This is a genomic window from Lentzea alba, from assembly GCF_047445655.1.
Classification (GTDB): domain Bacteria; phylum Actinomycetota; class Actinomycetes; order Mycobacteriales; family Pseudonocardiaceae; genus Lentzea; species Lentzea alba_A.
Window position 1 is genome coordinate 63,411 of record NZ_JAJAEG010000037.1, and the last position, 20,874, is coordinate 84,284.

Here is a 20,874-nt window from a genome sequence, read left to right on the forward strand (position 1 = left end):
GCGGTTGATCACCAGTACTGGTTGCATAGCGGTGGGTGAGGCATGAACCCACTCACCGATGCCGAGGCAGTGAAGCTCTTTCCCAGCCTGCAACTCTTGATCCTCATCCGTGAAGCGGGCTGGAAGTTCCTGCCGATCGACGATCCCGGCGACCCCAACGCCGTACTGGACGCTGCGAGGGTTTGGCCGGCCGGGTGGCGAGACTGCATCCGTGTGCGCGACGAGGCCGACGCGCTGGGCTTGCGCATCCGCGTACCTGACGGCGAGCCCGCCGCGATCGTCTGGGAGCTGAGCGGCACCCTTGGCGAGGTTGTTCACGAACTGCTGGCGCTCCCCGCACCTGGCACGCGTCTTGCACCAACGCTGATCATCGGCGCCGCACCGAAGCTCTGGACGCCATGACCAGGACGAACCTCACCAGCTCCGACCGCATCGTTGCGCCCTACGTCACGGCGACGAACGTTGAGCAGGACCTTAGCTGCCGCTTGGTCGTGCGCCCGGACAGCCTTGAACTGGGATACGCCAACGAGCTTCCGGGCGATCGAGACGATCAAGGTGTCCTGTGGCGCAAGGTCGTGGAACGCCGCAACGAGGGCAAGCCGGAGTTCGGCAGGGTGCACCCCATACGCCAGCGGCGGGCGATGAGCGAGCTGTTGTGTCAGGTGTGTGCAGGACCTGCCGACCAAACGCCGGACGGCGTCCTGTGGTTGTTGAGGGACCACCGCGAGGACTGGCCACGTTGGCCTGAAGGCATGGCTTGCGTGGAACCGCCCATCTGCTCTCGGTGCGTGGCGATCTCACTACGGCGGTGCCCGGCGCTTCAACGTGGTGCAGTGGTGGTTCGTGTTCGAAGCTTCGCGGTCGCGGGCGTGTGGGGCACGCTCTACCGACCGGGCACCTTCGCTCCCACTCGGGTCCAAGCTGCCCATCTTGCCTACGACGATCCGCAAACCCGTTGGATGGTCGCCGTGGCCTTGATCCGTGAGTTGCGCGGATGCAGCTTCGTACCGTTCGAGGAGCTGAGCGGCACGGCAAACTCGGAGAGAAGCTAGACATGCCAAAGGATTTCCGCGCTACAACGCTCGAACGCGCCATAGGGCGAAGCCTCGCCGCATGGCGCAATGAGCGGGCGTTCAGCCTCGCCGAGGCTGGCATGCGAGTGGGGTTCAGCAGCGCGAAACTGTCGACGATGGAGAACGCGGTGCAGCCCTCTGCGCCCGTGGACATCATGGCGCTCGGCTACGCCTACCGCGTGCCGACCACAGAGTGGCAGGCGGTTGTCTTGCAAGCCCAGCACGCCGAACGCAGCCGCTCCGACCTGCGCCGCGTGGAGGTGTTCGATCCGGCCGCGGACTTCGTGAGTCTCGTGTTCGAAGCGACGTGGCTGCGGGCGTTCACGACGGATCTGGTGCCGACTGTGTTTCACCTTGCGGGCTACACGAACGCCGCAATGCAGGCCGGTGATCCGGAGCGCACGGCGCGGTGGGCGAAGGTCCGGGAGGCCTGTTCCGCCCGACTTACGGACAAAGATCCGCTTGTGGTGCAGGCAGTCTTTCCCGAGGCGGTGCTGTGGCAGGTGGTCGGCGGGCCACGAGTGATGAAGGCGCAGCTGCTGCACCTGATGGAGGTCAGCGAGCATCCGGCGGTGAGCGTTCAGGTCGTGCCGCGCGGCGCTGGGGCCTATCCGGCGATGGGGTCGCCCTTCACGCTGCTGGGTTTCCCGCACCGCCAGCACAACGAAGTGGCCTACATGGAGACGTTTCTCAAGGGTGAGTACGTCGAGGAACCAGGACTGATCGAGCAGTGCACGAGGCAGTTCACCAGCCTGCAGAAGATCGCACTCAGCCCCGGTGAGTCGCTAGAACTGATCGCCGAGGCGGCCGCTGAACTGTAGAACAGTGTTGCTCAGGTGGTCAGCGTCGGCGGAGCAACTCGTCCATCACGTCTGCGGCAACCACACACCTGAAGCCCGTGTCATCGTCCCTCATCGTTGCGTTCGCGTCGTTGAAGGACGACGGGGTAGCTCGGTTGAACGGGCTCGTCCAGGCGCCGCCCTTGAGCTCGTGGCGACCAGGCTTGGTCTCGGTCGAACACCACTCCCAGACGTTCCCACACATGTCGTACACGCCGTACGGGCTCACGCCGCTCTGGTAGTTGTCGCGCGCCGTGGTTAGCCCAACGCCGTTTTCCCGGACGTTGCATTTGGCCGGCGTCGGCTGGTCACCCCACGGGTAGACCGTGCCGCGTGTTCCTCGCGCAGCTTTCTCCCACTGCTGGCTCGTCGGCAGTGACTTCCCCGCCCAGGTGGCGTAGGCGTTCGCGTCGTTCCAAGTCACGAAGACGACCGGGTGATCCTTGACATCGGGACGGCACTGCCCGTCCGGCCAGTGATCCGGCGCCTGGTGACCAGTCGCAGCAACAAAAAGCGCGTAGTCCTCATTGGACACTGGGAACACGTCGATGTAGAAGCCAGCGACCCAAGCGGGCGTGTTGCTGGGACCTCCGAGGTAGACGCTTCCCTCCACCGGGATCATGGCGCTTCCATCGGTCGGGTGGTTGACCTGAGCGCTCCCGATCGGCTCGATCTGCTGCTCTTGTTCTCCGGCGCCAACCAGCGAGTCGCCGACCAGGAACGCAAACCGCGCATGGGTGTCGGGGTCGCTGCGGTTCAGGCAGGTGTCCAGAGCTGCCTGATTCACGGGCCGCGGCTGGATGTTCTCGCGGCCGGCCTCCCACTTCGAGACCATGCGCTCACTCACTCCGAGGTGGGCAGCGAACTCCCGCAGGCTCATGCGCATTGCATCGCGTAGGGCGCGAACCTCTACGCCAGTCCAGCGCTGCACCGTCGGCATTGAACACTCCCCCTCGGAGAACCTCCGAGTGAGCCTAGCCCGCCGATAGCGCCGCCTATACAGGTTCGGCCGGAATGTCTGCATACAGTTCCCTCAGCTCCTTCAGAACGGGATGCGCTTCCGATGCCCACTCCGTCGAGTCGACCGACGACACCGCGCGAACGCCCGTTGCAGCGTTGGTCGCGAAGGCGGCATCCATGCCCGGAAGGTCGGACAGCGTCAGCGGTTCCGTCACGATCTGCTCGTCCAATTCCTGGTGGAGCAGTGTCATCGTGATACCTGCGAGGTACGCGGATCGCGGCCAAATGATGCGGCCTTCACGAACGAATCCGATGTTCGACGTAGCAACTTCGGAAATTGTTCCGTCAGGGTTGAGAAAAAGAACGTCGTCGTAGCCGTCTTTCTGAGCCGCTCGACGTCGTTGCATAGATCCGAAAAGGCCGACGTGCTTCACGGACGGCATGTCGCGTACGTATGCAGCCGCCTGAAGTCGCCATGGTGCGGGAAGACCGCCCGCCGCCCGGCGATGCGTGACCAGCACGTGCGGTTGCGCGTCCCGTCCGATAGTTCCCAGGTCGAGGGCAGGATCGAAGACCGAGACGCGAACGACTACGCGGCCGCCCGCGTGCTCGCCGAGTGCCTTCCGCACATAGCCACGGACCCGCCCGGTATCGAGGTCCTGATCGAAAAGCTGTCGGCAATCGCGGGCCAGCCGCGCCATGTGCAACGACAGACCCCGAACCTCGCCGTTTTCCACGAGCATTGATGTGAAGTGCCCGTAGTTCGTGAGGGCGAGCGCCTTCATCTGATCGAGGGTGGCGGGGGTGCCGTTCAGGTCCATGCGCCCAGGCTCCCACTCCACCACCGGATTCTGAAGATGGGCCGCGCCGAAGTTCGGTGAAAGTTCAGTGATCGAAGTTCAGTGGAAGTTCGGCGTTGAGGTACTAATCGGGCAGTTCACGTGTGGCCCAGGTCGCAGCAAGCTTGAAGCAGACCGGAGCACAGACGAGAACGGAGCACCGAGATGGCGAAGAAGCAGACGATGATGCCGCTGCCGACCGGCGGCGGAACCGGCCGGCGCGTAGTGCTCACCTTGGTGGCCCTGGCCGTGTTCGCCCTGGTGATTCGGGACCCGGCCGGAGCGGCGAGCACGACGCGTCAGTTGGCGGCTTGGGGCGGGACAGTGCTGGACGGCTTGATGACCTTCATCAGGGCTCTTTCGTGATGAAGGGCTCCCGGCTCACTTCTTCGACAGCCGGTCGACCCTTGCGGCCAAGTCTTCGAGCCCAGTCCGCAGTTTGGCAACGTCACTGCGGAGCGCTTCAACCTCATCCCGAAGACTCACGGACTCATCGCCGTCCGACAGAGGCCGGCCAGCGGCGACGTTCTCAAGTTGATCAGCCTGCCAGCCCAACGCAGTGGACACCGCTGCAAGCGTGGTGGCCGACCGCGACGCGTCCGCGCCCTGCTGCATGAGGCGAAGGGTCGCCGGACTCACCTTTGACCGCTGAGACAGCTCCTTCTGCGAAAACCCCAGTTGCTCCATTCGGGTGTTAATCGCATCGGCTACGGCTTGCCAGTCCTTGGCCACGCAGACCCTCCCTCTAGCGCCAGTACCAGCGCAAATTCTAGCGCAGCCCTCCCTGTTTCCGCACGCCTCCAACCCCCGTTCTGCCCACTGCAGCGCTTGTTCTGGCGCTTGTTCTAGCGCTAGTTTCGGCGCAGCGACTTCGAGAGGAACCACTGATGAACACGACCAGCAACTACCCCGACGGCATCACCGCGGACGCTGTGACCAGTCTCCTGACGGAGCTGTCCCACGAGATCGCCTCCACGTTCGCGCCTACGACCGCGTTCGTGGACGGGTCCGCGGTTACGAGGCGAAACGCTCGGATGTTGGCGCGTGCCGCGGCGGGCATCGTGCCGAAGTACGGCGTGCCGCTAACGCAAGCGGTGCAGGAGCAGGCGGCACCGGTTCGTGTCGTTCCTGTCGCCACGACGCCAGCGCCCGTCAGCAGCAAAAGGAAGAGCCGCCGGGCTCGCCGCAACGCGGCGCGTGCACAGGTTGTCGGCCGCGGCACCGAAGCCGCCTAGCTACTCCGCTGTCTGCGGACTCCCGCCAAGAAGTCACCGCCGACTGCGCTCCCGCAACCACCGCTGATCATCAACCCGAAGGGCTTATCTCTCATGTACAGCAACGAGTTCGGCACGCACGTTCCTGAGTCCCAGCGCCCGTGGTCGACGCCGTTGCCCGGCTACGCCCCGGTAGACGTCACCCCGCCCGAGCTGCGGCGGTCCGGTCTCGCCGCCAGCGTTGCCGAGGGCTGGGCTGAGCCGTACGTGACCCCGGAGGACGTGCCGAACTGGCCCGCACGGCAGGTCACCGCGCTGGTGCCGTTCACCCTCAACGCCTGGGGTTGGCCGCTCAACCCGACCGGACGCACCGGACGCACGGGCCGCAAGCTGGGCAAGTGGGGTGAGAACGCCGCCGCCGACCCGATCGTGGTTGCTGGCCGCGGCCGCAACCGCCGCGTTCTGCTGATCAAGCGCGGGGACATCGGCGTGTGGGCTATCCCCGGCGGCATGGTCGACCCCGGCGAAACGGCCCCGGCCGCGCTCGTGCGAGAGCTGCGAGAGGAAACCGGCGTCGACCTCGGTGACCTCACGCCCACGGTCATCGCACGCAGGTACGTGGACGACTACCGCAACACCGACCACGCCTGGATCTGTACCAGCTCCGCGCTCTACCAGCTCCGCGGCGTGGTCCCTGCGACGGCCGGAGACGACGCGGTTGCCGCGGCGTGGTGGCCCTTCACCAACCTGACCGCCCTGGAGGACGCAATCTTGGCGGCCGGCGGACAGCTCTACGCCGCACACACTCCGCTGCTCGCCGCCGCGCTCCACCAGCGCTGACCAGCGTCACGAACGAGTCGCCCGGACCGGCGGACTCCCGCCAAGAAGTCACCGCCGGTCCGGGTTCCCACACCCACCATCCGATCTCGCAACCGGAAGGGGCACTCAAGTGTCCACCATGATCAACCTGCCTTTCAGAGGCACCGAACCGTGCTCACACGGGTCGCGCGAGTCCACCCGCTCGACGGGAGCGGTGAAGTGAGGGACGAGCCGATGTTGTTGCTGCTGCTGGGTTCCGGCCTCGTGTTCGTGTTCGTGTTCGCGGTGCTGCTGTGGAAGTTGCTGATCACCACCGTCGGCATCACCACCGTGCAGTGGGCCGTGGTCACCGGCATGCCTGATGAGCCGGTGGCCCAGGTCCTGGCGTTGGGGATTCCCGCGCTGCTGTCCGCGTTCGTCCTCCTCTACCTCCCGCGCATCGCCGGTCGCGTGCACTCGCCCATCCGTTCCAGCCGCGTTCGAGTGAAGGGAGCCCACCGATGACCAGCGCCTACCCGGTGTCTCTGGAAGACCTCATCACGCGAGTGCGTGCCTTCGCCGACGAGTCGGGCGAGAGGCCGTCAATCCGCAGCGTGGCGGGGAAGTTCAATGTCGGTGCAAAGAAGGCGCGTGCCGCACTCGTCGCACTCGGCTACATCGACGGGGGCGAGCACGAGGAAGCCACCGGGCGCCGGTTGCAAGCCGTTCCTGCGCTCGTCGAAACCGGTGCTGTGCCCGCCGAACCGGTCGCATTCATCACCCCAGACGCAGCAGCGGTCGCACCAGTGCTCGCCGCCCAAGAGGAGGTGCACGACCGCGGAGCGGAAGTTGCTACACAGCAGCTCACCGAGGTCGTAGACACACCTGCAACCACAGCGATCTCGGCGATCAACACGGGCCGGTCAAAGGCTCGATCACAGGTGCGGCGGTGGCCGATCGTCCTCATCGCACTCGGTGCGTTCGTCGCGATCTGGGGCGGCTGGGTCGAGTTGGGCAAGCTCACCGGTTTCGGCGAGATCACCCCGCTTCCCGGCATCGCGGACAGCTGGACGATCAACTCCGCGATCACCCTCCCGCTCGGGATGGAGGCCTACGCGGCGCTGGCGTTGCAGGTGTGGTTGTCCGGCCGCACTCGCTCAGACAAGGCGCGCTCGTTCGCCAAGTGGTCCGCGCTCGGTGCGCTCGTGCTCGGTGCGGGTGGCCAGGTCGCCTACCACCTGATGAAAGCCGCGGGCATGACCGTCGCCCCGTGGCAGATCACCACCGTTGTGTCCTGCCTGCCCGTGATCGTGCTCGGGTTCGGCGCCGCGCTGGTCCACCTGATGACCGACCACACAGAACTGGAGGAGGTGCACTGATGAGCACCCTGGACAACACCCAGCCCGACCACAACGACGATGCGGGCGCGACTGTGTACGACCTGAGTGCCCGTAGGGCCGCACCTGCCACCAACCTGGCCGGCGCCGAACTCGAACCGCAGCACGTTGTGGACGGCGTGATCCTCACCGACGAGGAGAACGCCGAACTTGACCGCCGCATCGGCCGCGCCGGTATCGCTCGCGTGCGCAACGTGCCCGCCCGTGTCGTCCACACGGTGCGGGTGGTGCGTCAGCACGAACCGACCGTCAAGGCCACCCGCACTGTGCTCGGCAACTCTCTGTACGTCGTCCAAGGCTTCGAGTCGTGGGCACGGCGGGCGTGGGATGCCGGGACGTTCGGTGTGTATCGCCGACAGATCAAGGCCGCAGAGGCGATGGGCGACCGGGAAGCGTTGCGGGAGTGGACCGAACGCAAGGAACTTGCGCAGGAACGCCGCCACCGCCGACTGATGGATCTGCCCGGCATGGCCGCCGGGGTCGCCCAAGTCACCGCGGGCTCGGTCGCCGCGTTGCTGGTGGTGCTGCTGGCGATCTCGGCTCTGGTCGAGATCACCGACACCGGTCGGTTCCTCGCGGTGTGGGAAGGAATCCTCGACGCGATCGGGCGGATCATCACAGCCGTCACGGTGGTGTGGACTCCGTTCATCCTCACCCTGCCCGCCCTGGTCCTGCTCGGTGCTTGGCGTGAGGGCCGCCGCCAGGGCACGGCGCCTGGCTGGCTGTCGACCGCGGCTGAAGCCGATGCGGACGTGACGATTGACGAGACGACGATTGCGCGTGCGTTGGAGGCGCTGCGGATTCCGCAGATCACCGCCTACATCAAGCAGGGCCTGCCATTGCAGTACATCACCACCGCACGCAAGGACGGGCGCGGCACTCACGCCGTGCTCCGTCTGCCGGCCGGTGTGACCGCAGAGAAGATCGCCCGCCGTCGCGGTGACCTGGCCACCGGTCTGCACCGGCTGTCCAAAGAGGTGTGGCCGACCACGGGCAGCGAAGCGGGAATCCTCGACCTGTGGGTTGCAGACAAGGGTGCCCTTGCGGAAGGAGCGGGCGCGTATCCGTTGCTGGAAGAGGGAATCGTGGACATCTTCAAGGGTGTCCCGTTCGGACGGACGCTTCGTGGAGAGCCCATCACGTGTCCTGTGTTGGAGCGAAACACGATCGGGGGCGGCATGCCTGGGCAGGGCAAGTCGTCGGCGGCCCGGTGCGTCATGGCAGGTGCCGCGCTGGACCCGACCGTGGAGATGCGGATCTGGGTTCCTGACGCGAACTTCGACTTTGAGGCGTTCAAGCCGCGGTGCTCGCGGTACGTCATGGGTGCTGAAGACGAGAAGATCGCCGAAATCCTGGAGCACTTGCGGGAGCTGCACGACGAGGTGCAGACCCGTGGCGAACTGCTGATCAAGTACGAAGAGCCGTCCGTGACGCGCAAGTTGGCCAGCGCGGGCATCGGTCTCCACCCGATCGTTGCGCTGCTGGAAGAGGCGCACGTGGCGATCCAGCACCCGTCCTACGGCGCTGAGATCGCACAGCTGCTGGTGAACATCGTCCGCCTGGGACGCAAGCGGGCCATCCACCTGTTCCTGTCTACCCAGGCACCGACCAAAGACAGCATGCCGCGCGACGTGACTCGCAACTGTTCCAACGGAATCGCGTTCGCCGTCGGCGACCACGTGGCCAACGATGCCCTGCTCGGTCAGGGTGCCTACGCCGCCGGTCACCGCGCTACGGAGCTGATTCCGGGCACTGACAAGGGAACTGCGGTGGTCAAGGGCTTCACCGGAGAACGCTCGGAGATCGTGCAGGTCTACTTCCTGGACGTCTCCCGCACCAACGACCAGGTCACGCCGATCATCACTCGGTCGTTGGCCGCGATCGAGACCGTTGGGCGCGGCCTGCCTGGTGCAGCCGTTGCGGCACCGGCGATCGAGTCCAGCCGCAACCTGCTCGAAGACCTGGACGCCGTGATGGGAGAGGAGCCCATCAGGGTCGCCGACCTGCCCGCCCTGCTCGCCCTGCTCGCTCAGCATGCACCGCGCTGGACGCCCTACAAGTCGCTGACAGGTAAGGCGCTGCGAGACCAGCTCGCCGAACTCGGCGTGAAGGTGCCGTCCACTAAGAACACCTACCCCGTCGATCCTGTCACTGTCCGTGATGCTCTCGCGCGTGAGGCGACGGCCGATCTGGACGACGAGGGCTAGTCGCTCGGACCGCCGGGTTAGGTCACAACCCTGGACGCTCGACCGCTCCACATCGCCCTGACCAGGGTTCGCAGCGTCCGACCTAACCCGGCTAACCAGCTAACTCGTCGCAGCTCAGCCGCTGTATCACGCCATCTAACCCGCGTGGTTAGAAACCTAACCCGCACTCTGCGACCTAACCCGACTTGCTGACAGCCCATCCGCACAATGCGGGGCCACGTTCTTGGTGTCCCCGCTGCCTTCGCACGCCCGCCCATCGTTACTCAGAGCAATACGGAGATGCGTCGACATGACCAGCCGCCGCACGTTCCTCACCGATCCCAACGACGTCTACGTGTTCAACCGCCGGCCGCTCCGAGACCCCGCCGTTGTCCGCGCATGGTGTGACGCCTTGCTCCGGCGAGCGTGGGCCTCCATGTGTCCAGGCGAGTCCATGCCCCTTGCAGGCAGCACGCGGTGGGAAGCGCTCAACGACGACGATCCACGGAAGCTCGCCGCCGTTCTGTACGCCGCACTCGCACACCTCGAAGAGTCCACGCCGCGGGCGATCGCCTCGCGCTTCGCTCACGAACTGGCCGCAGCACAGCACGACGAACAGGCAGTGCAGAAGGAGACAGCTGTTGCCGTGTCATCCGCGATGACCAGCGCGGGAGCGCTGGACCAGCACTTGCCGTTCTGCACGCTCGCGGCTCGCCGCGCCACCTATACGACTCGTCCGCTGACCGCCGATGAGATCCACCGCCGCGCCTTCCGGTCGTGGGCGCTCGCCGACCACCCCAGCACACGCAAGCGGGCCGCATGAACGAACTGCCTAAGCACGCAACCGAGAGGAGGGACATCGCGTGAGCGCCTTCATCAACACCCTGGCCGACATCGACAGCGTGATCAGCGACGCTGACACCGACACGACCGCCAGTGCCCCGGCCACGGCGATGGCCTGCCACACCTGCGGCAAGTCGCTCGCCGAGTCCGTGTCCGACGACTTCTGCGACGAGTCGTGCCAGATCCAGTGGCGGGTCTCCCTCGCTCAGTCGAGCCCCGAGGACGGCGGTCAGGCCCCCGACCAGGACCAGCCCGAGGCAGCTCCAGTGACCCCGGTCGCGTCGTGGCTCGGTGCGCCGGCTGGTGTGGTGTCGCGGCCAGGCCACGAACTGTTGGACGAGGTGACGGCGTTCCTGAACCGCTTTCTGCGGTTCCCCAGTGAGCACTGCGCCCCGGTCGTGGCGCTCTGGTTCGCGCACACCCACCTGGCGGACCGGCTGTACGTCACTCCGCGGTTGATCCTGTCGTCGGCCGAACCAGGCAGCGGCAAAACTCGCGTCCTGGAGATCGGCCAGTACCTCGTCCACAAGCCCGAGATGACCATCTCCATGACCACGGCCGCAATCTTCCGGCTGCTGCTGGACGGACCGGTGTCGTTGTTGTTCGACGAGATCGACGCCGTGTTCAGCACCAAGGGAGGCAACAACGAGGACCTGCGCGGACTCCTCAACGCTGGGTACAAGCGCAGCGCGACGATCGCCCGGTGCGTCGGCGACGCCAAGTCCATGAACGTCCAGCGCTTTCCCGTCTATGCCCCGGTGGCGCTCGCCGGGATCGCCGGTCACATGCCCGGCACCATCACGAGCCGCGCCATCACGATCCACATGCGCAAAGCCGCGTACGGCGATGACCCCGAGGAGTTCATGGAGGAAGACGTCGAACTCGAAGCCGCACCACTCCGCGCCGAACTCGCTGCCTGGGCCGCCGCCGTTGCCGACCAGGTCGCCACAGCTCGGCCTGAACGCCCTGACGGCGTTCGCAACCGCGCGGCCGAGATTTGGCGTCCGCTGCTCGCACTCGCTGAAGCCGCGGGCGGTGACTGGCCGGCCAGGACGCTCGCCGCCTGCAAGCACTTCGTCATCGACACGGCTACCAGTCAGGAGGAGTCCACCGGCGTCCAGCTCCTGGCCGCGCTGCGTGATCTCTACGCCCAGCACCGCACCGACCGGATGCGCACGGCCGACATTCTGGGAGCCCTGCACGTGCTCGAAGAAGCGCAGTGGTCCGACATGGGCGACGGCAAACCCCTTAACGCGCAACGACTTGCCCGCGAACTCAAGCGGTACGACGTCAAGCCCGTGGTGTTCGAACCGACCAACGCCGGAGAGAAGGCCGGCCGCGGCTACGTCGCCTACACGACCAACGGCGCCCAAGCACAAACCGGGCTTGCCGACGCGTGGCGGCGCTACCTGCCACCGCTTCCGCCTTCTGCACCGGTGTAAGACCCGTAAGGCCCGTAAGAACCCAGGTCACGGCGTTGCCAGGGTGTAGGCGGCTTACGTTTCGAACCGTAAGCCAACCAGCTAACCCACTGCGGCGGCTTACACAGCGAAACGTAAGCCGCTTACACCCCTGCACGCCCTTGAGCAGGCGACTTACGGCCCTTACGGCGCTTACGCCACAACGAGCACCACCACTTCCGAGGCGATGCCGCACACCCAGATCCGTATGGGCTCGTCATCTGCCGCTGCACATCGATCCGACCAACACCGCGGGGGTGACGTAGTCATGCGCCGACGTGAACTGCTGACGGTTGCTGAGTTCTGCGAGGAGTTCAAGATTTCCCGTTCGACGCTCTACGAGTGGATTGCGAAGCAGACTGCGCCGAAGTTCTCCCGATTGCCCAACGGGCAACTCCGCTTCGACCGGAGCGACGTGGACGACTGGTTCAACGGTTGTGAGGTGGCGGCATGAAGACCAGCTTTGATGTCCGCATCTACGCGACTGATGTCTACGTCGGCAAGCGGACCACGACCTATTGGGTTCGCTGGGCCGTGAACAGGAAGCAGTTCAAGGAGAAGTTCAAGACTGCGGCGCTGGCCGACAGCTTCCGTTCAGAACTCGTCATCGCTTCGCGCAAGGGTGAGGCGTTCTGTGTCGAGACCGGTAGCCCGGTGTCCAAGCTCCGTGAAGAGACGGCGGACAAGTCGACCATGTCGTGGTTCGACCTCGTCGCCAAGTTCGTCGACATGAAGTGGGACGAGGCCGCGCCTACTCACCGGAAGTCCATTGCGGACGCGCTCGCTCCGATCACCGAGGCAATGATCTCTACCGACCGCGCGCGTCCTAGTCACAAGGTTCTGCGCCGCGCGATTCGCATTCACTGCAACAAGGAGCACCGTGACCAGGAGCATCCGAGCGACGTGGCGGCGGCGCTCGGATGGCTGACGCAGAACACGCGCCAAGTGTCGGAACTCTTGGATGCCGACTTTCTGCGGAAGGTGGTTGGTGCGTTCGAGCGGAAGCTCGACGGGCAGCGGGCTGCATACGACACCATCCGGCTACGGCGCACGACGTTCGGCAGCATCTTGGCCTACGCCAACGAGATCGGCGTGTTGTCCGAGAATCCTTGGAAGGAGGTGAGGGTCAAGAAACACAAGACCGTGGCCAAGGAGGTTGATCGTCGCTGCGTGGCGAACCCAATCCAGTTCCGCACGGTGATGCGTGAGGTAGCCGGCATCGGCCGCACTGGCTCCAAGTTGGTGGCGTTCTTCGCGCTGATGTTCTTCGCGGCGCTACGCCCCGAAGAGGCTTCCAACGTCAGGCTCTACAACCTGCGACTCCCGCCGAAAGTGTGGAACGAGGAGGCGCAGCGTTGGGAGGTTCACGAGTGGGGCGTGATCAACCTTGAGGGGGCGGCTCCCGAGGTAGGTGGGGAGTGGACCGACAGCGGCAAGCGGCACGAGGAGCGGGAACTTAAGCACCGCCACAAGGGCTTCGGCCGGCCGGTCCCGATGTGCCCAGAGTTGGCTATCTACCTCTACGAGCACATCGAGATCTTCAACATTGGGCCGCGTGGGCTGCTGTTCGTCGCCGAGCGCGGCGGGCGCATTGGCAGCTCGACCTACGGGCGGATCTGGGATCTCGCCCGCAAGATCGCGTTCACGGCGGAAGTAGAGGCTGGCCCGCTGGCGAAACGGCCGTACGACCTACGTCATGCCTGTGTGACGTTCTGGCTCAACCTGGTCAAAGAGCCTAAGCGAGTAGCTGAGTGGGCAGGACACAGCCTCGCAGTGCTGCTCCGCGAGTACGCGAAATGTATCGATGGAGGCGAGCAAGAAGCCCTTCGAAGTGTGCAAGAAGGACTAGGCGGGCAGGTTGCGAGCTTCTGAGCGGCATAGCCGTCTCAACTTCGTTGCACTGCCGAACCCCAGCGCGCTACTTCTTCTGCGATGTAACACGAGCTCCGCCAGCTTCGGATGGTGCAAGTGGGTTGCTCGCCGTCACGGCCTGCGGGTCCTGTAGCTGCCCCGCCAGCGAGCCGAGCATCTCCGCCCAGGCGCGCCCCGTTGCCGGTTCCTACAGCACGGTCGGAGCGGTCGAACGGGTGACCGACGCTGCCCGCGCTCGCACGACGACGGTCTCCCGTTCGACGACTTCCCTCACGACCTGTGGCCGCAGATCACCTTGGCCGAGTTTGCATGCGGCCGCGGTGAAGTTCTTCGGCGGCCTCATCGGATTGCACAACTCCTGAGCGGGGTTCTCTGGCGTGAAAGCGGTCCTATCTCTGTACCAGAGGAACCCACCTACACCGGTCGGGATCTGCTTAGGCTCCTTGTCCCGAGCTCGCAGAGGGCGTGTCCATCCCGCCGTGCTGAGCCACCTCATCTCGAAGGTCCCTGGGAGCACGGAAGGCGAGGAGATCGCCGATCTCCATCAGCATGGTGTCCACCAGTGAGTCGTTGGCGACTCCTTCCAGTTCTGCCTTGCGTCCGGCGTAGTGCCTGTGGCGCTGCTGGGCGATCTCATCGGTGATGGCGCCTGGCGAGAGCGCTTCTGCGGTCTGCGGGTGCGCGGGCACGACAGGCATTACCGCGGTCGTCTCCGCGGCCGGAGTCATGTCAAGCGTGCCAGACATGGGCGTCGGCGAGGCGGTCTTCCGCTGATGCCACAAGGTGCGCAGGTGCTCGAACTTATGGTTGACCTCGACGTTGACCCGCACGAGTTCATCGTTCTGCTCTTGGAGGCTGCGGAAGCGCTCTTCGAGTTCGGTGATGCGCTCTTCGAGTTCGTTGTTGCGCAGCCGGGCATGGGCTGCGAGGTCCTCGGCTTCGGCCGTGCGGAGATCGGCGGCGTTCTTGGCCTCTTCCATCAGCCCGAGGCTGGCCTTGAGATCAGCGATCTCTTCGACGAAGTTGACGTGCCGGCCCTGCGGTGTCTCGTGCAAGGCCTTCAAGCGCGCGATCTCGTGACGCAGGCTGGGCACCGTCACGGTGCGCAGAACCGCGTACTTGGTCTCCTCGGCCTCGACGTCGGCCGGATCGGTCAGCGCATCCGCGTCAGGGATCGCGCCGACGAATCCCCAGGGGCGTTCACCGCGCACTTCGGCCCACATCCACCCGAGCTTGTTCAATGCCGCGATGCGGTCTTCCTCGGGCGACTTCCTCATCACCACGGTGATCACCCACTCGACCACCCACCACTCCGGGAAGTTGCGGGGCGAGCCGTTGATCTGCGTGGAGATCGCGTTCTCGAGGTTGACGGGGTTGCCCTTGCCCATCGAGCGCGCCGGGTTGACCACACGGGTCCGCGGGGGCCGCGAGTCGTGCACCAGGCTGTAGTCGATGAACTTCGAGACGGTGCCGAACATCTTCAGCACGATCTGCAGCAGCGGGAAGATGAAGTCCTTCTCCGGCTGCGACAGCGTGCCGCCCATCTCCTCGGCGCACGTGGGCTGCGGCCGACCAGCCTGCTTACTGGTGCCAGTCATCGGCATAGACCTCTCGGGTGCGGCACGGAGACGCTGTCCTGCGCCACAGCAGAAGGCCCACCAGCGGACGCGCGCTGGGAGTGTGGCGGGCGTCAAGCATGCACTACGGCGACGGCACCGCCGTACCGGGCCGGGCGCCACGCCGAACCGCGAGAAGTGAGCCACTCCACACCGATCAGCCGCGCCACGTGCTCACGTACCCGTCCACCGTCGCAGCTGGGGCACCGGACAATCTGCGGGACCGTCCCGTCCGGCACAGGGCAATCTGACCGGTCGGTCCGGGCACGAGCGGCGGATCCTCGCGGGTAATCCATTACACGCCGACGATTCCACCCGAATCGGATACGACGTGAGGATGATGGCGATATGCCGATGACCTGGGCGGATTCCAGCAGCCTATGGGAAATATCCGAGATGCCGATGGAGCCGTTAGTTGACGCCTCATCTTCAGCGATGAGGTGAGGAGGGGGACCGAGTGCGACCTGAGTCCCCCTCCTCCTTTCCACTGCCCGTCGTCCCGTCCGGAAGCATTTAGGAGCAAGACACGGGGGTTTTTGGTACGCCCAAGAATCTAGCGTGACGGCGCTCGGACGCAACACTCTGCCCCGACCGAGGGACGTCCCATTTTGTCCCACGCTCCTGACCAGGGCAAACGCGAAGGTTACGACTCTTGACACCCAACACGATCGTGGGCTAGGCCGCAAAGAAGGCGCTCGGAACAAGCGCAGCCCTGGGGCATCACGCACTGCGTATCGCGGTCCCCACTGTCGTGTTACCCGCGTCCCTCGAAGGGACGCACGCAATACCTAATAAGCGGTCGCTCACTCAGTTGATCTCCCCCGGCTCCCCGTTTGGTCTGCGCGTCAAACCATGAGAGACGGACCCGTTACGATGGTCGACACCCTTCGGGGTACGAGTGACGAGCGCCGGAATGCGACCCCGGCGAGCGACGCTCGTTTCTACCGTCCGGAAGCAGCAAGAACCAGGAGCCAACCCCCGTGATTCACTCGATCGTGGGATCGGGTCCGGCGCGCCACGGCGCGCCGACCCCGCCGCGCCCGCCCGTCGGCGCCGACCTCGCACCGCTGATGCCGAGCTCGCCGATGGCGGGCTGAGCGATGACCGCGTTGCTCGATCTCACTTCCCTGCGCGATGTCGTCGCCCGGACAGAACCGGGCTCGAGCGGCCCCCAGTTCGTCGCCGTGGCGCTGCAAGCCTTGCGCCGCGCCTCCGAGCTCACCCCGACCGAGTTCGCCGAGCGCGCCAACCTGTCGCTGGCCGACGTCGGCCTTGCCGAGCTCGGCACCGTGCCTTGGCACGTGCTCAAGCGCTACCTGGCCGCGGCCGACGTCGAGGACGACGACCGCCGCTTCGTCTACGAGCTGTGGCAGAAGATGCGCGACCGCGACACGCCGCGCACCACCCCGGCCACGCGGCCTGCGGGCACGGTCCTCGCCGACCTTGAGCCCACCTGCCCCGCACCGCCGGCGCGCAGGCCGGTCACGCCACCGCGCCCGAACCTGGCGCTGTGGCCGGACCCCGCGAAGATCAGCGACGCTCCGCAGTTCCAGTCGGCCTTGGCGACGATCAAGGACAGCAGCGGCGTCTCGTACGCGAGGCTGGCCAAGATCGCTGACGGGCTGGGCTACCCGCTGCCGCGCACCACCCTGCACAACCTGTGCACCAGGCAGCGGCTTCCCGTCAACGCCGAGGTCGTCGCCACCTTCGTCACCGCCTGCGGGGCCGACGAGTCGACCGCGCACGCCTGGGTGACGGCCTGGCAGCGGCTCAAGACCGCCTCCCGAGGCACCGAGACCCCGCCGCAGACGCCTGCTGACCCCGGGCACTCACGGCCCGTCGCCGTCGTCGAGGAACAGACTCGTGCGACCGAAGTCCGTCAGGACGCCGACGACCAGCGTCGCGACCGGCACCCGCACGGCCAGGGCCTCGTCAACGGTGGCACAGAGCCGCCGTCGCACGGTCTCGGCGTGAGCACGACACGGTCTGCGGCGGTGGCGAACGCCGCAGACGAGAGCGCGAGCGTGCTGTTCGCGGCGTTCGGCACGCCGCTGATCGGCCTGCTGATCTTCTTCTTGGGCCTGTTCTCAGGCCTGCTCTTAGGTCGGTTCCTGGGGTGACACCGATCCGCTAGAGGCGGATCACGACGTGCTGTACGCGGTCGCGAGATCGGCCGCGAGTCGTGGTGACACTCACCCGCTTGTATGGCTCAGGGGCCGCCTTGGCGACCCCTGAGCGGACGACGCCTACCTGTTCCAGCAGGTCAGCGTCTGCACTCCCATTCGAATTATCCGCCGTGGATGCATCTATAAAGGGAGCCCACATGAGCGTACGTCGCTCACGCAAGAACAGTTCGAAGAACAGCGCGGGTTCCGTCGATCGAAACGGAACTAGTGCCCAAAAGCGCGAACGCCCGCCCTGTACAACGGCCCGCAAGGGCAAGGGTGACGCCGTTCGAGCCAACCGCCGCACCCGTCGGCGCAAGCCTGGCGCTGGCGAGGACCAGCTGTCCAGGTTCCGGCGAACGGCGCGGTTCCTGTTCGGCAACCGGCGCGCCGTGGCGCGCTCGGTAGTGGTAATCGGCGCGCTCGGCGCCGCCATCTACTTCTTCGACCTCAAGATCGAGGTCTTCGGGGTGACGTTCTCGGCAGCCGAGACCTGCCACGCTGAGGTCGTCGAGCCGCCGGCGCCGCTGCAGACGTACCCGGTGCCCTACACCCCGGTGCCGCTCCAGCCTGCACCGCTGTATCCGCCCCAGAGTCCTAACGGGCAGGACCAGGCCGCGGTCGCTCCGACCGCCTGACCAGCGGCCTTCACTGAGCCGCACTCGCCAGCACCGGTCTACGGCCACCAGGCCGGTGCTGGCCCTGGACAGCTCAGCTCTGAATCTCAGAACCATCGCAGACCCCTGCTGGTGTTAGTCAGCAGGCTCTGTCGTCGGTGCGAACCTGTGGTCACTCCGCTGGATTCGCCGGGTGAGTTTGGCCCAGCGATCGTGGGCGACCTGTCGTGTGATGCCGCAGGCGTCGGCGACGATCTGCCGGCTGGCGCCGATGTATTTACACGTGCGCACCGTGCCGGACTTCGGCACACATTCGGCACAGACACCAGCAACGGGCCGGATCGAGCCGTACACAGCCGGACAGAACGATGAAGACCCTGTGACCGGTTCTTACTGGTCACAGGGCCTTCAGTCATGCTGTGGCGGGTAGAGGATTCGAACCTCTGTAGCTTTCGCGACGGATTTACAGTCCGCTCCCATTGGCCGCTCGGGCAACCCGCCCCACACCGCCGTAACGGTGCGGGCAGAACAATACATAACCCCTTCGGGAGCCCCCAAATCGGGGTACCCCAGTAGCATCGACGCTGGCTGTGACCCCGAGATCGTTGAGGAGTGAAGNTCCGCTCCCATTGGCCGCTCGGGCAACCCGCCCCACACCGCCGTAACGGTGCGGGCAGAACAATACATAACCCCTTCGGGAGCCCCCAAATCGGGGTACCCCAGTAGCATCGACGCTGGCTGTGACCCCGAGATCGTTGAGGAGTGAAGTCGTGGCGGACCCGTCGTTCGACGTGGTGAGCAAGGTGGACCGGCAGGAGGTCGACAACGCGCTCAACCAGGCGGCCAAGGAGCTGAGCACGCGCTTCGACTTCCGCGGTACCAACACCACCGTGGCCTGGGCCGGCGAGGAGGCGATCACCTTCACGTCCGAGACCGAGGAGCGCTGCAAGGCGGCCATCGACGTCTTCCAGGAGAAGCTGGTCAAGCGCAACATCTCGATGAAGGCGTTCGAGGTGGGCGAGCCCGCGGTGTCCGGAAAGGTGTTCAAGGTCACCGGAAACCTGGTGCAGGGCATCTCCTCGGAGAAGGCCAAGGAGATCGCCAAGAAGATCCGCGACGAGGCGCCCAAGGGCGTGCAGGCGCAGATCCAGGGTGACCAGCTGCGGGTGTCCGGCAAGAAGAAGGACCACCTGCAGGACGTCATCGCCCTGCTCAAGGGCTCGGACTTCGGCATCGCCCTCCAGTTCACCAACTACCGGTGAAGGGCATCGTCCTCGCCGGTGGCAGCGGAACCCGCCTGCACCCGATCACGCAGGCGGTTTCCAAGCAGCTGCTGCCGGTCTACGACAAGCCGATGATCTACTACCCGCTGTCGGTGCTCATGCTGGCCGGCATCCGGGAAGTGCTGATCATCTCGACGCCGGTCGACTTACCGCTCTTCCGGCGGCTGCTGGGGGACGGTTCCCAGTGGGGCATGAGCTTCTCGTACGCCGAGCAGGCCGCGCCGAACGGGCTCGCGGAGGCGTTCATCATCGGCGCGGACTTCGTCGGTGACGACGACGTGGCGCTGGTGCTGGGCGACAACATCTTCTACGGCCAGGGATTCTCCACCACCCTGCAGCAGCAGGCGTCCTCTTTGGACGGCTGCGTGCTGTTCGGGTACCAGGTGAAGGACCCCGAGCGGTACGGCGTCGGCGAGGTCGACTCGACGGGCAAGCTGCTGTCCATCGAGGAGAAGCCCGCGAAGCCGAAGTCGAACCGGGCGATCACCGGGCTCTACTTCTACGACAACGGCGTGGTGGACATCTCCCGCAACCTCAAGCCGTCGCCGCGCGGCGAGCTGGAGATCACCGACGTCAACCTGCACTACCTGCGCGAGGGCCGGGCGCATCTGGTGGACCTGAGCCGCGGCTTTGCGTGGCTCGACACCGGCACGCACGACTCGATGCTGGAAGCCGGGCAGTTCGTGCAGGTGCTGGAGCACCGGACCGGTGTGCGCATCGCGTGTCCTGAGGAGATCGCGCTGCGCATGGGGTTCATCTCGGCCGACGAGTGCTACGCGCTCGGCGAGAAGCTCGGCAAGTCCGGGTACGGCGAGTACCTCATGGCGGTGGCTCGCGGCGGTCGCTAGCTAGCGGCGCGCCATCTCTTCGAGCCTGCGGATGCGGTCGGAGATCGGAGGGTGGGTCGAGAACCACTTCGCGAACGGTTCCCCCGAGCGGAACGGGTTCGCGATCATCAGGTGGCTCTGCGACACCACCTCCGGCTCCGGCGCGAGCGGCGCCGCCCGCGTTCCAAGCTCGATCTTGCGCAGTGCCGAAGCCAGCGCCAGCGGGTCTCCGGTGAGCTCGGAACCGGACGCGTCCGCCTGGAACTCGCGCGAGCGGCTCACGGCCAGGCGCACGACGGTGGCCGCGATCGGGCCGAGCAGCGCGATCAGCAGCAGGCCGAGCGGGCCGGGGCCGTCGTCGTCGTCCCCGCCGCCGAAGAGCCCCGCGAGCAGGGCCAGGTTCGCGAGCATGGTGATCACGCCGGCCAGCGCGCCGGCCACGCAGCTGATCAGGATGTCGCGGTTGTAGACGTGTGCGAGCTCGTGGCCGAGCACGGCGCGCAGTTCACGTTCGTCGAGCAGGTCCAGGATGCCCGTGGTGCAACACACGGCGGCGTTGCGCGGATTGCGGCCCGTCGCGAACGCGTTGGGTGCGATCGTCGGGCTCAGGTAGAGCCTGGGCATGGGCTGGCGCGCTTTCTGCGACAGCTCGCGCACGATCGCGTAGAGCACTGGTTGTTCCACCTGCGACACGGGCTGGGCCCGCATCGCACGCAGCGCGAGCCTGTCGGAGTTGAAGTACGCGTAGGCGTTCACGCCCAAGGCCAACAGCAGGCCGATGACCAGTGCCGTCCGGCCGAACAACCCGCTGATCACCACGATCAGCGCGCTCATCCCGCCGAGCAGCACGGCCGTCTTCAACCCGTTGTAGTGCTTGTGCACGGT

Annotated in this window: 22 protein-coding genes and 1 tRNA gene; 17 read left to right on the plus strand and 6 right to left on the minus strand. The window is 65.9% G+C overall.

Features of this window, described 5'->3' with window-relative positions; all coding sequences use genetic code 11:
- Window positions 1-42: 42 nt before the first annotated feature.
- Genes LFM09_RS42010 through LFM09_RS42020 form a run of 3 tightly spaced genes read left to right on the plus strand, consistent with a single transcriptional unit; the run spans window position 43 to window position 1,894 of the window.
- Window positions 43-402: a hypothetical protein gene (locus LFM09_RS42010; protein ID WP_414102205.1), complete on the plus strand. Its 360-nt coding sequence runs from the start codon at window positions 43-45 to the stop codon at window positions 400-402.
- Entirely contained in the window at window positions 399-1,052 is a 654-nt protein-coding gene (locus LFM09_RS42015) for a hypothetical protein (RefSeq protein ID WP_414102206.1), read from the plus strand. Before LFM09_RS42010 ends, LFM09_RS42015 begins: the two co-directional genes overlap by 4 nt.
- Complete coding sequence (locus LFM09_RS42020) at window positions 995-1,894, plus strand: helix-turn-helix domain-containing protein (RefSeq protein WP_414102207.1); 900 nt, start codon at window positions 995-997, stop codon at window positions 1,892-1,894. Before LFM09_RS42015 ends, LFM09_RS42020 begins: the two co-directional genes overlap by 58 nt.
- A gap of 19 nt (window positions 1,895-1,913) precedes the next feature.
- Here LFM09_RS42020 and LFM09_RS42025 read toward each other — a convergent pair whose 3' ends face one another.
- Together LFM09_RS42025 and LFM09_RS42030 are read right to left on the minus strand one after the other, a co-directional pair.
- Window positions 1,914-2,852 (minus strand): SUMF1/EgtB/PvdO family nonheme iron enzyme, encoded by a 939-nt coding sequence (locus LFM09_RS42025; protein WP_414102208.1) that lies wholly within the window; start codon window positions 2,850-2,852, stop codon window positions 1,914-1,916.
- Between the two features lie 55 nt (window positions 2,853-2,907).
- Window positions 2,908-3,693 carry an aminotransferase class IV family protein gene (locus LFM09_RS42030; RefSeq protein WP_414102209.1) on the minus strand — a complete coding sequence of 262 codons (786 nt, stop codon included), beginning with the start codon at window positions 3,691-3,693 and terminating at the stop codon, window positions 2,908-2,910.
- A gap of 183 nt (window positions 3,694-3,876) precedes the next feature.
- Between LFM09_RS42030 and LFM09_RS42035 the strand changes: the two genes are divergently transcribed.
- Entirely contained in the window at window positions 3,877-4,077 is a 201-nt protein-coding gene (locus LFM09_RS42035) for a hypothetical protein (RefSeq protein ID WP_414102210.1), read from the plus strand.
- Window positions 4,078-4,092: 15 nt separating this feature from the next.
- On the opposite strand, the gene LFM09_RS42040 is transcribed toward LFM09_RS42035, so the two are convergent.
- The gene (locus LFM09_RS42040; protein ID WP_414102211.1) at window positions 4,093-4,443 is read right to left on the minus strand and encodes a helix-turn-helix domain-containing protein; all 351 of its coding nucleotides are present in this window, start codon (window positions 4,441-4,443) and stop codon (window positions 4,093-4,095) included.
- 155 nt (window positions 4,444-4,598) lie between these two features.
- Here LFM09_RS42040 and LFM09_RS42045 point away from each other — a divergent pair, with 155 nt between their 5' ends.
- The 9 genes from LFM09_RS42045 (at window position 4,599) to LFM09_RS42085 (ending at window position 13,481) form a co-directional block, all read left to right on the plus strand.
- Entirely contained in the window at window positions 4,599-4,946 is a 348-nt protein-coding gene (locus LFM09_RS42045) for a hypothetical protein (protein ID WP_414102212.1), read from the plus strand.
- A gap of 93 nt (window positions 4,947-5,039) precedes the next feature.
- Window positions 5,040-5,765 (plus strand): NUDIX domain-containing protein, encoded by a 726-nt coding sequence (locus LFM09_RS42050; protein WP_414102213.1) that lies wholly within the window; start codon window positions 5,040-5,042, stop codon window positions 5,763-5,765.
- A gap of 198 nt (window positions 5,766-5,963) precedes the next feature.
- On the plus strand, window positions 5,964-6,248 hold the full coding sequence (locus tag LFM09_RS42055) for a hypothetical protein (protein WP_414102214.1): 285 nt from the start codon (window positions 5,964-5,966) through the stop codon (window positions 6,246-6,248).
- Window positions 6,245-7,102, plus strand: a complete 858-nt coding sequence (locus LFM09_RS42060) for an ABC transporter permease (protein WP_414102215.1) — start codon at window positions 6,245-6,247, stop codon at window positions 7,100-7,102. The genes LFM09_RS42055 and LFM09_RS42060 overlap by 4 nt, the downstream gene beginning before the upstream one ends.
- Window positions 7,102-9,327: a cell division protein FtsK gene (locus LFM09_RS42065; RefSeq protein ID WP_414102216.1), complete on the plus strand. Its 2,226-nt coding sequence runs from the start codon at window positions 7,102-7,104 to the stop codon at window positions 9,325-9,327. The genes LFM09_RS42060 and LFM09_RS42065 overlap by 1 nt, the downstream gene beginning before the upstream one ends.
- Before the next feature lie 289 nt (window positions 9,328-9,616).
- Window positions 9,617-10,129, plus strand: coding sequence for a DUF2742 domain-containing protein (locus LFM09_RS42070; protein WP_414102217.1), 513 nt, complete (start codon window positions 9,617-9,619; stop codon window positions 10,127-10,129).
- Between the two features lie 40 nt (window positions 10,130-10,169).
- Complete coding sequence (locus LFM09_RS42075; protein WP_414102218.1) at window positions 10,170-11,591, plus strand: DUF3631 domain-containing protein; 1,422 nt, start codon at window positions 10,170-10,172, stop codon at window positions 11,589-11,591.
- Between the two features lie 286 nt (window positions 11,592-11,877).
- Entirely contained in the window at window positions 11,878-12,063 is a 186-nt protein-coding gene (locus tag LFM09_RS42080) for a helix-turn-helix transcriptional regulator (RefSeq protein ID WP_414102219.1), read from the plus strand.
- Window positions 12,060-13,481: an integrase gene (locus LFM09_RS42085; RefSeq protein WP_414102220.1), complete on the plus strand. Its 1,422-nt coding sequence runs from the start codon at window positions 12,060-12,062 to the stop codon at window positions 13,479-13,481. Before LFM09_RS42080 ends, LFM09_RS42085 begins: the two co-directional genes overlap by 4 nt.
- A gap of 434 nt (window positions 13,482-13,915) precedes the next feature.
- On the opposite strand, the gene LFM09_RS42090 is transcribed toward LFM09_RS42085, so the two are convergent.
- Window positions 13,916-15,079 (minus strand): hypothetical protein, encoded by a 1,164-nt coding sequence (locus tag LFM09_RS42090; protein ID WP_414102221.1) that lies wholly within the window; start codon window positions 15,077-15,079, stop codon window positions 13,916-13,918.
- A 1,118-nt stretch (window positions 15,080-16,197) separates the two neighbouring features.
- Here LFM09_RS42090 and LFM09_RS42095 point away from each other — a divergent pair.
- Window positions 16,198-17,217 carry a hypothetical protein gene (locus LFM09_RS42095; protein WP_414102223.1) on the plus strand — a complete coding sequence of 340 codons (1,020 nt, stop codon included), beginning with the start codon at window positions 16,198-16,200 and terminating at the stop codon, window positions 17,215-17,217.
- Between the two features lie 203 nt (window positions 17,218-17,420).
- Window positions 17,421-17,900 carry a hypothetical protein gene (locus LFM09_RS42100; RefSeq protein ID WP_414102224.1) on the plus strand — a complete coding sequence of 160 codons (480 nt, stop codon included), beginning with the start codon at window positions 17,421-17,423 and terminating at the stop codon, window positions 17,898-17,900.
- Between the two features lie 399 nt (window positions 17,901-18,299).
- Here LFM09_RS42100 and LFM09_RS42105 read toward each other — a convergent pair.
- A tRNA-Tyr gene (locus LFM09_RS42105) sits at window positions 18,300-18,380 on the minus strand.
- Window positions 18,381-18,649: 269 nt separating this feature from the next.
- Between LFM09_RS42105 and LFM09_RS42110 the strand changes: the two genes are divergently transcribed.
- Both LFM09_RS42110 and rfbA read left to right on the plus strand, forming a co-directional pair.
- A complete protein-coding gene (locus LFM09_RS42110; protein ID WP_030473523.1) occupies window positions 18,650-19,141 on the plus strand; it encodes a YajQ family cyclic di-GMP-binding protein in 492 nt (163 codons plus the stop codon).
- A complete protein-coding gene (gene rfbA / locus LFM09_RS42115; RefSeq protein WP_414102225.1) occupies window positions 19,138-20,010 on the plus strand; it encodes a glucose-1-phosphate thymidylyltransferase RfbA in 873 nt (290 codons plus the stop codon). Before LFM09_RS42110 ends, rfbA begins: the two co-directional genes overlap by 4 nt.
- Here the strand turns inward: rfbA and htpX are convergent, their stop codons facing one another.
- Entirely contained in the window at window positions 20,011-20,871 is an 861-nt protein-coding gene (htpX, locus tag LFM09_RS42120; RefSeq protein WP_414102226.1) for a zinc metalloprotease HtpX, read from the minus strand.
- Between the last annotated feature and the right edge of the window lie 3 nt (window positions 20,872-20,874).

Coding starts and splice junctions, on each gene's coding strand:
- LFM09_RS42010 (WP_414102205.1), top strand. CDS start 43: ATGAACCCACTCACCGATGCCGAGGCAGTGAAGCTCTTTCCCAGCCTG.
- LFM09_RS42015 (WP_414102206.1), top strand. CDS start 399: ATGACCAGGACGAACCTCACCAGCTCCGACCGCATCGTTGCGCCCTAC.
- LFM09_RS42020 (WP_414102207.1), top strand. CDS start 995: ATGCAGCTTCGTACCGTTCGAGGAGCTGAGCGGCACGGCAAACTCGGA.
- LFM09_RS42025 (WP_414102208.1), bottom strand. CDS start 2,852: ATGCCGACGGTGCAGCGCTGGACTGGCGTAGAGGTTCGCGCCCTACGC.
- LFM09_RS42030 (WP_414102209.1), bottom strand. CDS start 3,693: ATGGACCTGAACGGCACCCCCGCCACCCTCGATCAGATGAAGGCGCTC.
- LFM09_RS42035 (WP_414102210.1), top strand. CDS start 3,877: ATGGCGAAGAAGCAGACGATGATGCCGCTGCCGACCGGCGGCGGAACC.
- LFM09_RS42045 (WP_414102212.1), top strand. CDS start 4,599: ATGAACACGACCAGCAACTACCCCGACGGCATCACCGCGGACGCTGTG.
- LFM09_RS42050 (WP_414102213.1), top strand. CDS start 5,040: ATGTACAGCAACGAGTTCGGCACGCACGTTCCTGAGTCCCAGCGCCCG.
- LFM09_RS42060 (WP_414102215.1), top strand. CDS start 6,245: ATGACCAGCGCCTACCCGGTGTCTCTGGAAGACCTCATCACGCGAGTG.
- LFM09_RS42065 (WP_414102216.1), top strand. CDS start 7,102: ATGAGCACCCTGGACAACACCCAGCCCGACCACAACGACGATGCGGGC.
- LFM09_RS42070 (WP_414102217.1), top strand. CDS start 9,617: ATGACCAGCCGCCGCACGTTCCTCACCGATCCCAACGACGTCTACGTG.
- LFM09_RS42080 (WP_414102219.1), top strand. CDS start 11,878: ATGCGCCGACGTGAACTGCTGACGGTTGCTGAGTTCTGCGAGGAGTTC.
- LFM09_RS42085 (WP_414102220.1), top strand. CDS start 12,060: ATGAAGACCAGCTTTGATGTCCGCATCTACGCGACTGATGTCTACGTC.
- LFM09_RS42090 (WP_414102221.1), bottom strand. CDS start 15,079: ATGACTGGCACCAGTAAGCAGGCTGGTCGGCCGCAGCCCACGTGCGCC.
- LFM09_RS42095 (WP_414102223.1), top strand. CDS start 16,198: ATGACCGCGTTGCTCGATCTCACTTCCCTGCGCGATGTCGTCGCCCGG.
- LFM09_RS42100 (WP_414102224.1), top strand. CDS start 17,421: ATGAGCGTACGTCGCTCACGCAAGAACAGTTCGAAGAACAGCGCGGGT.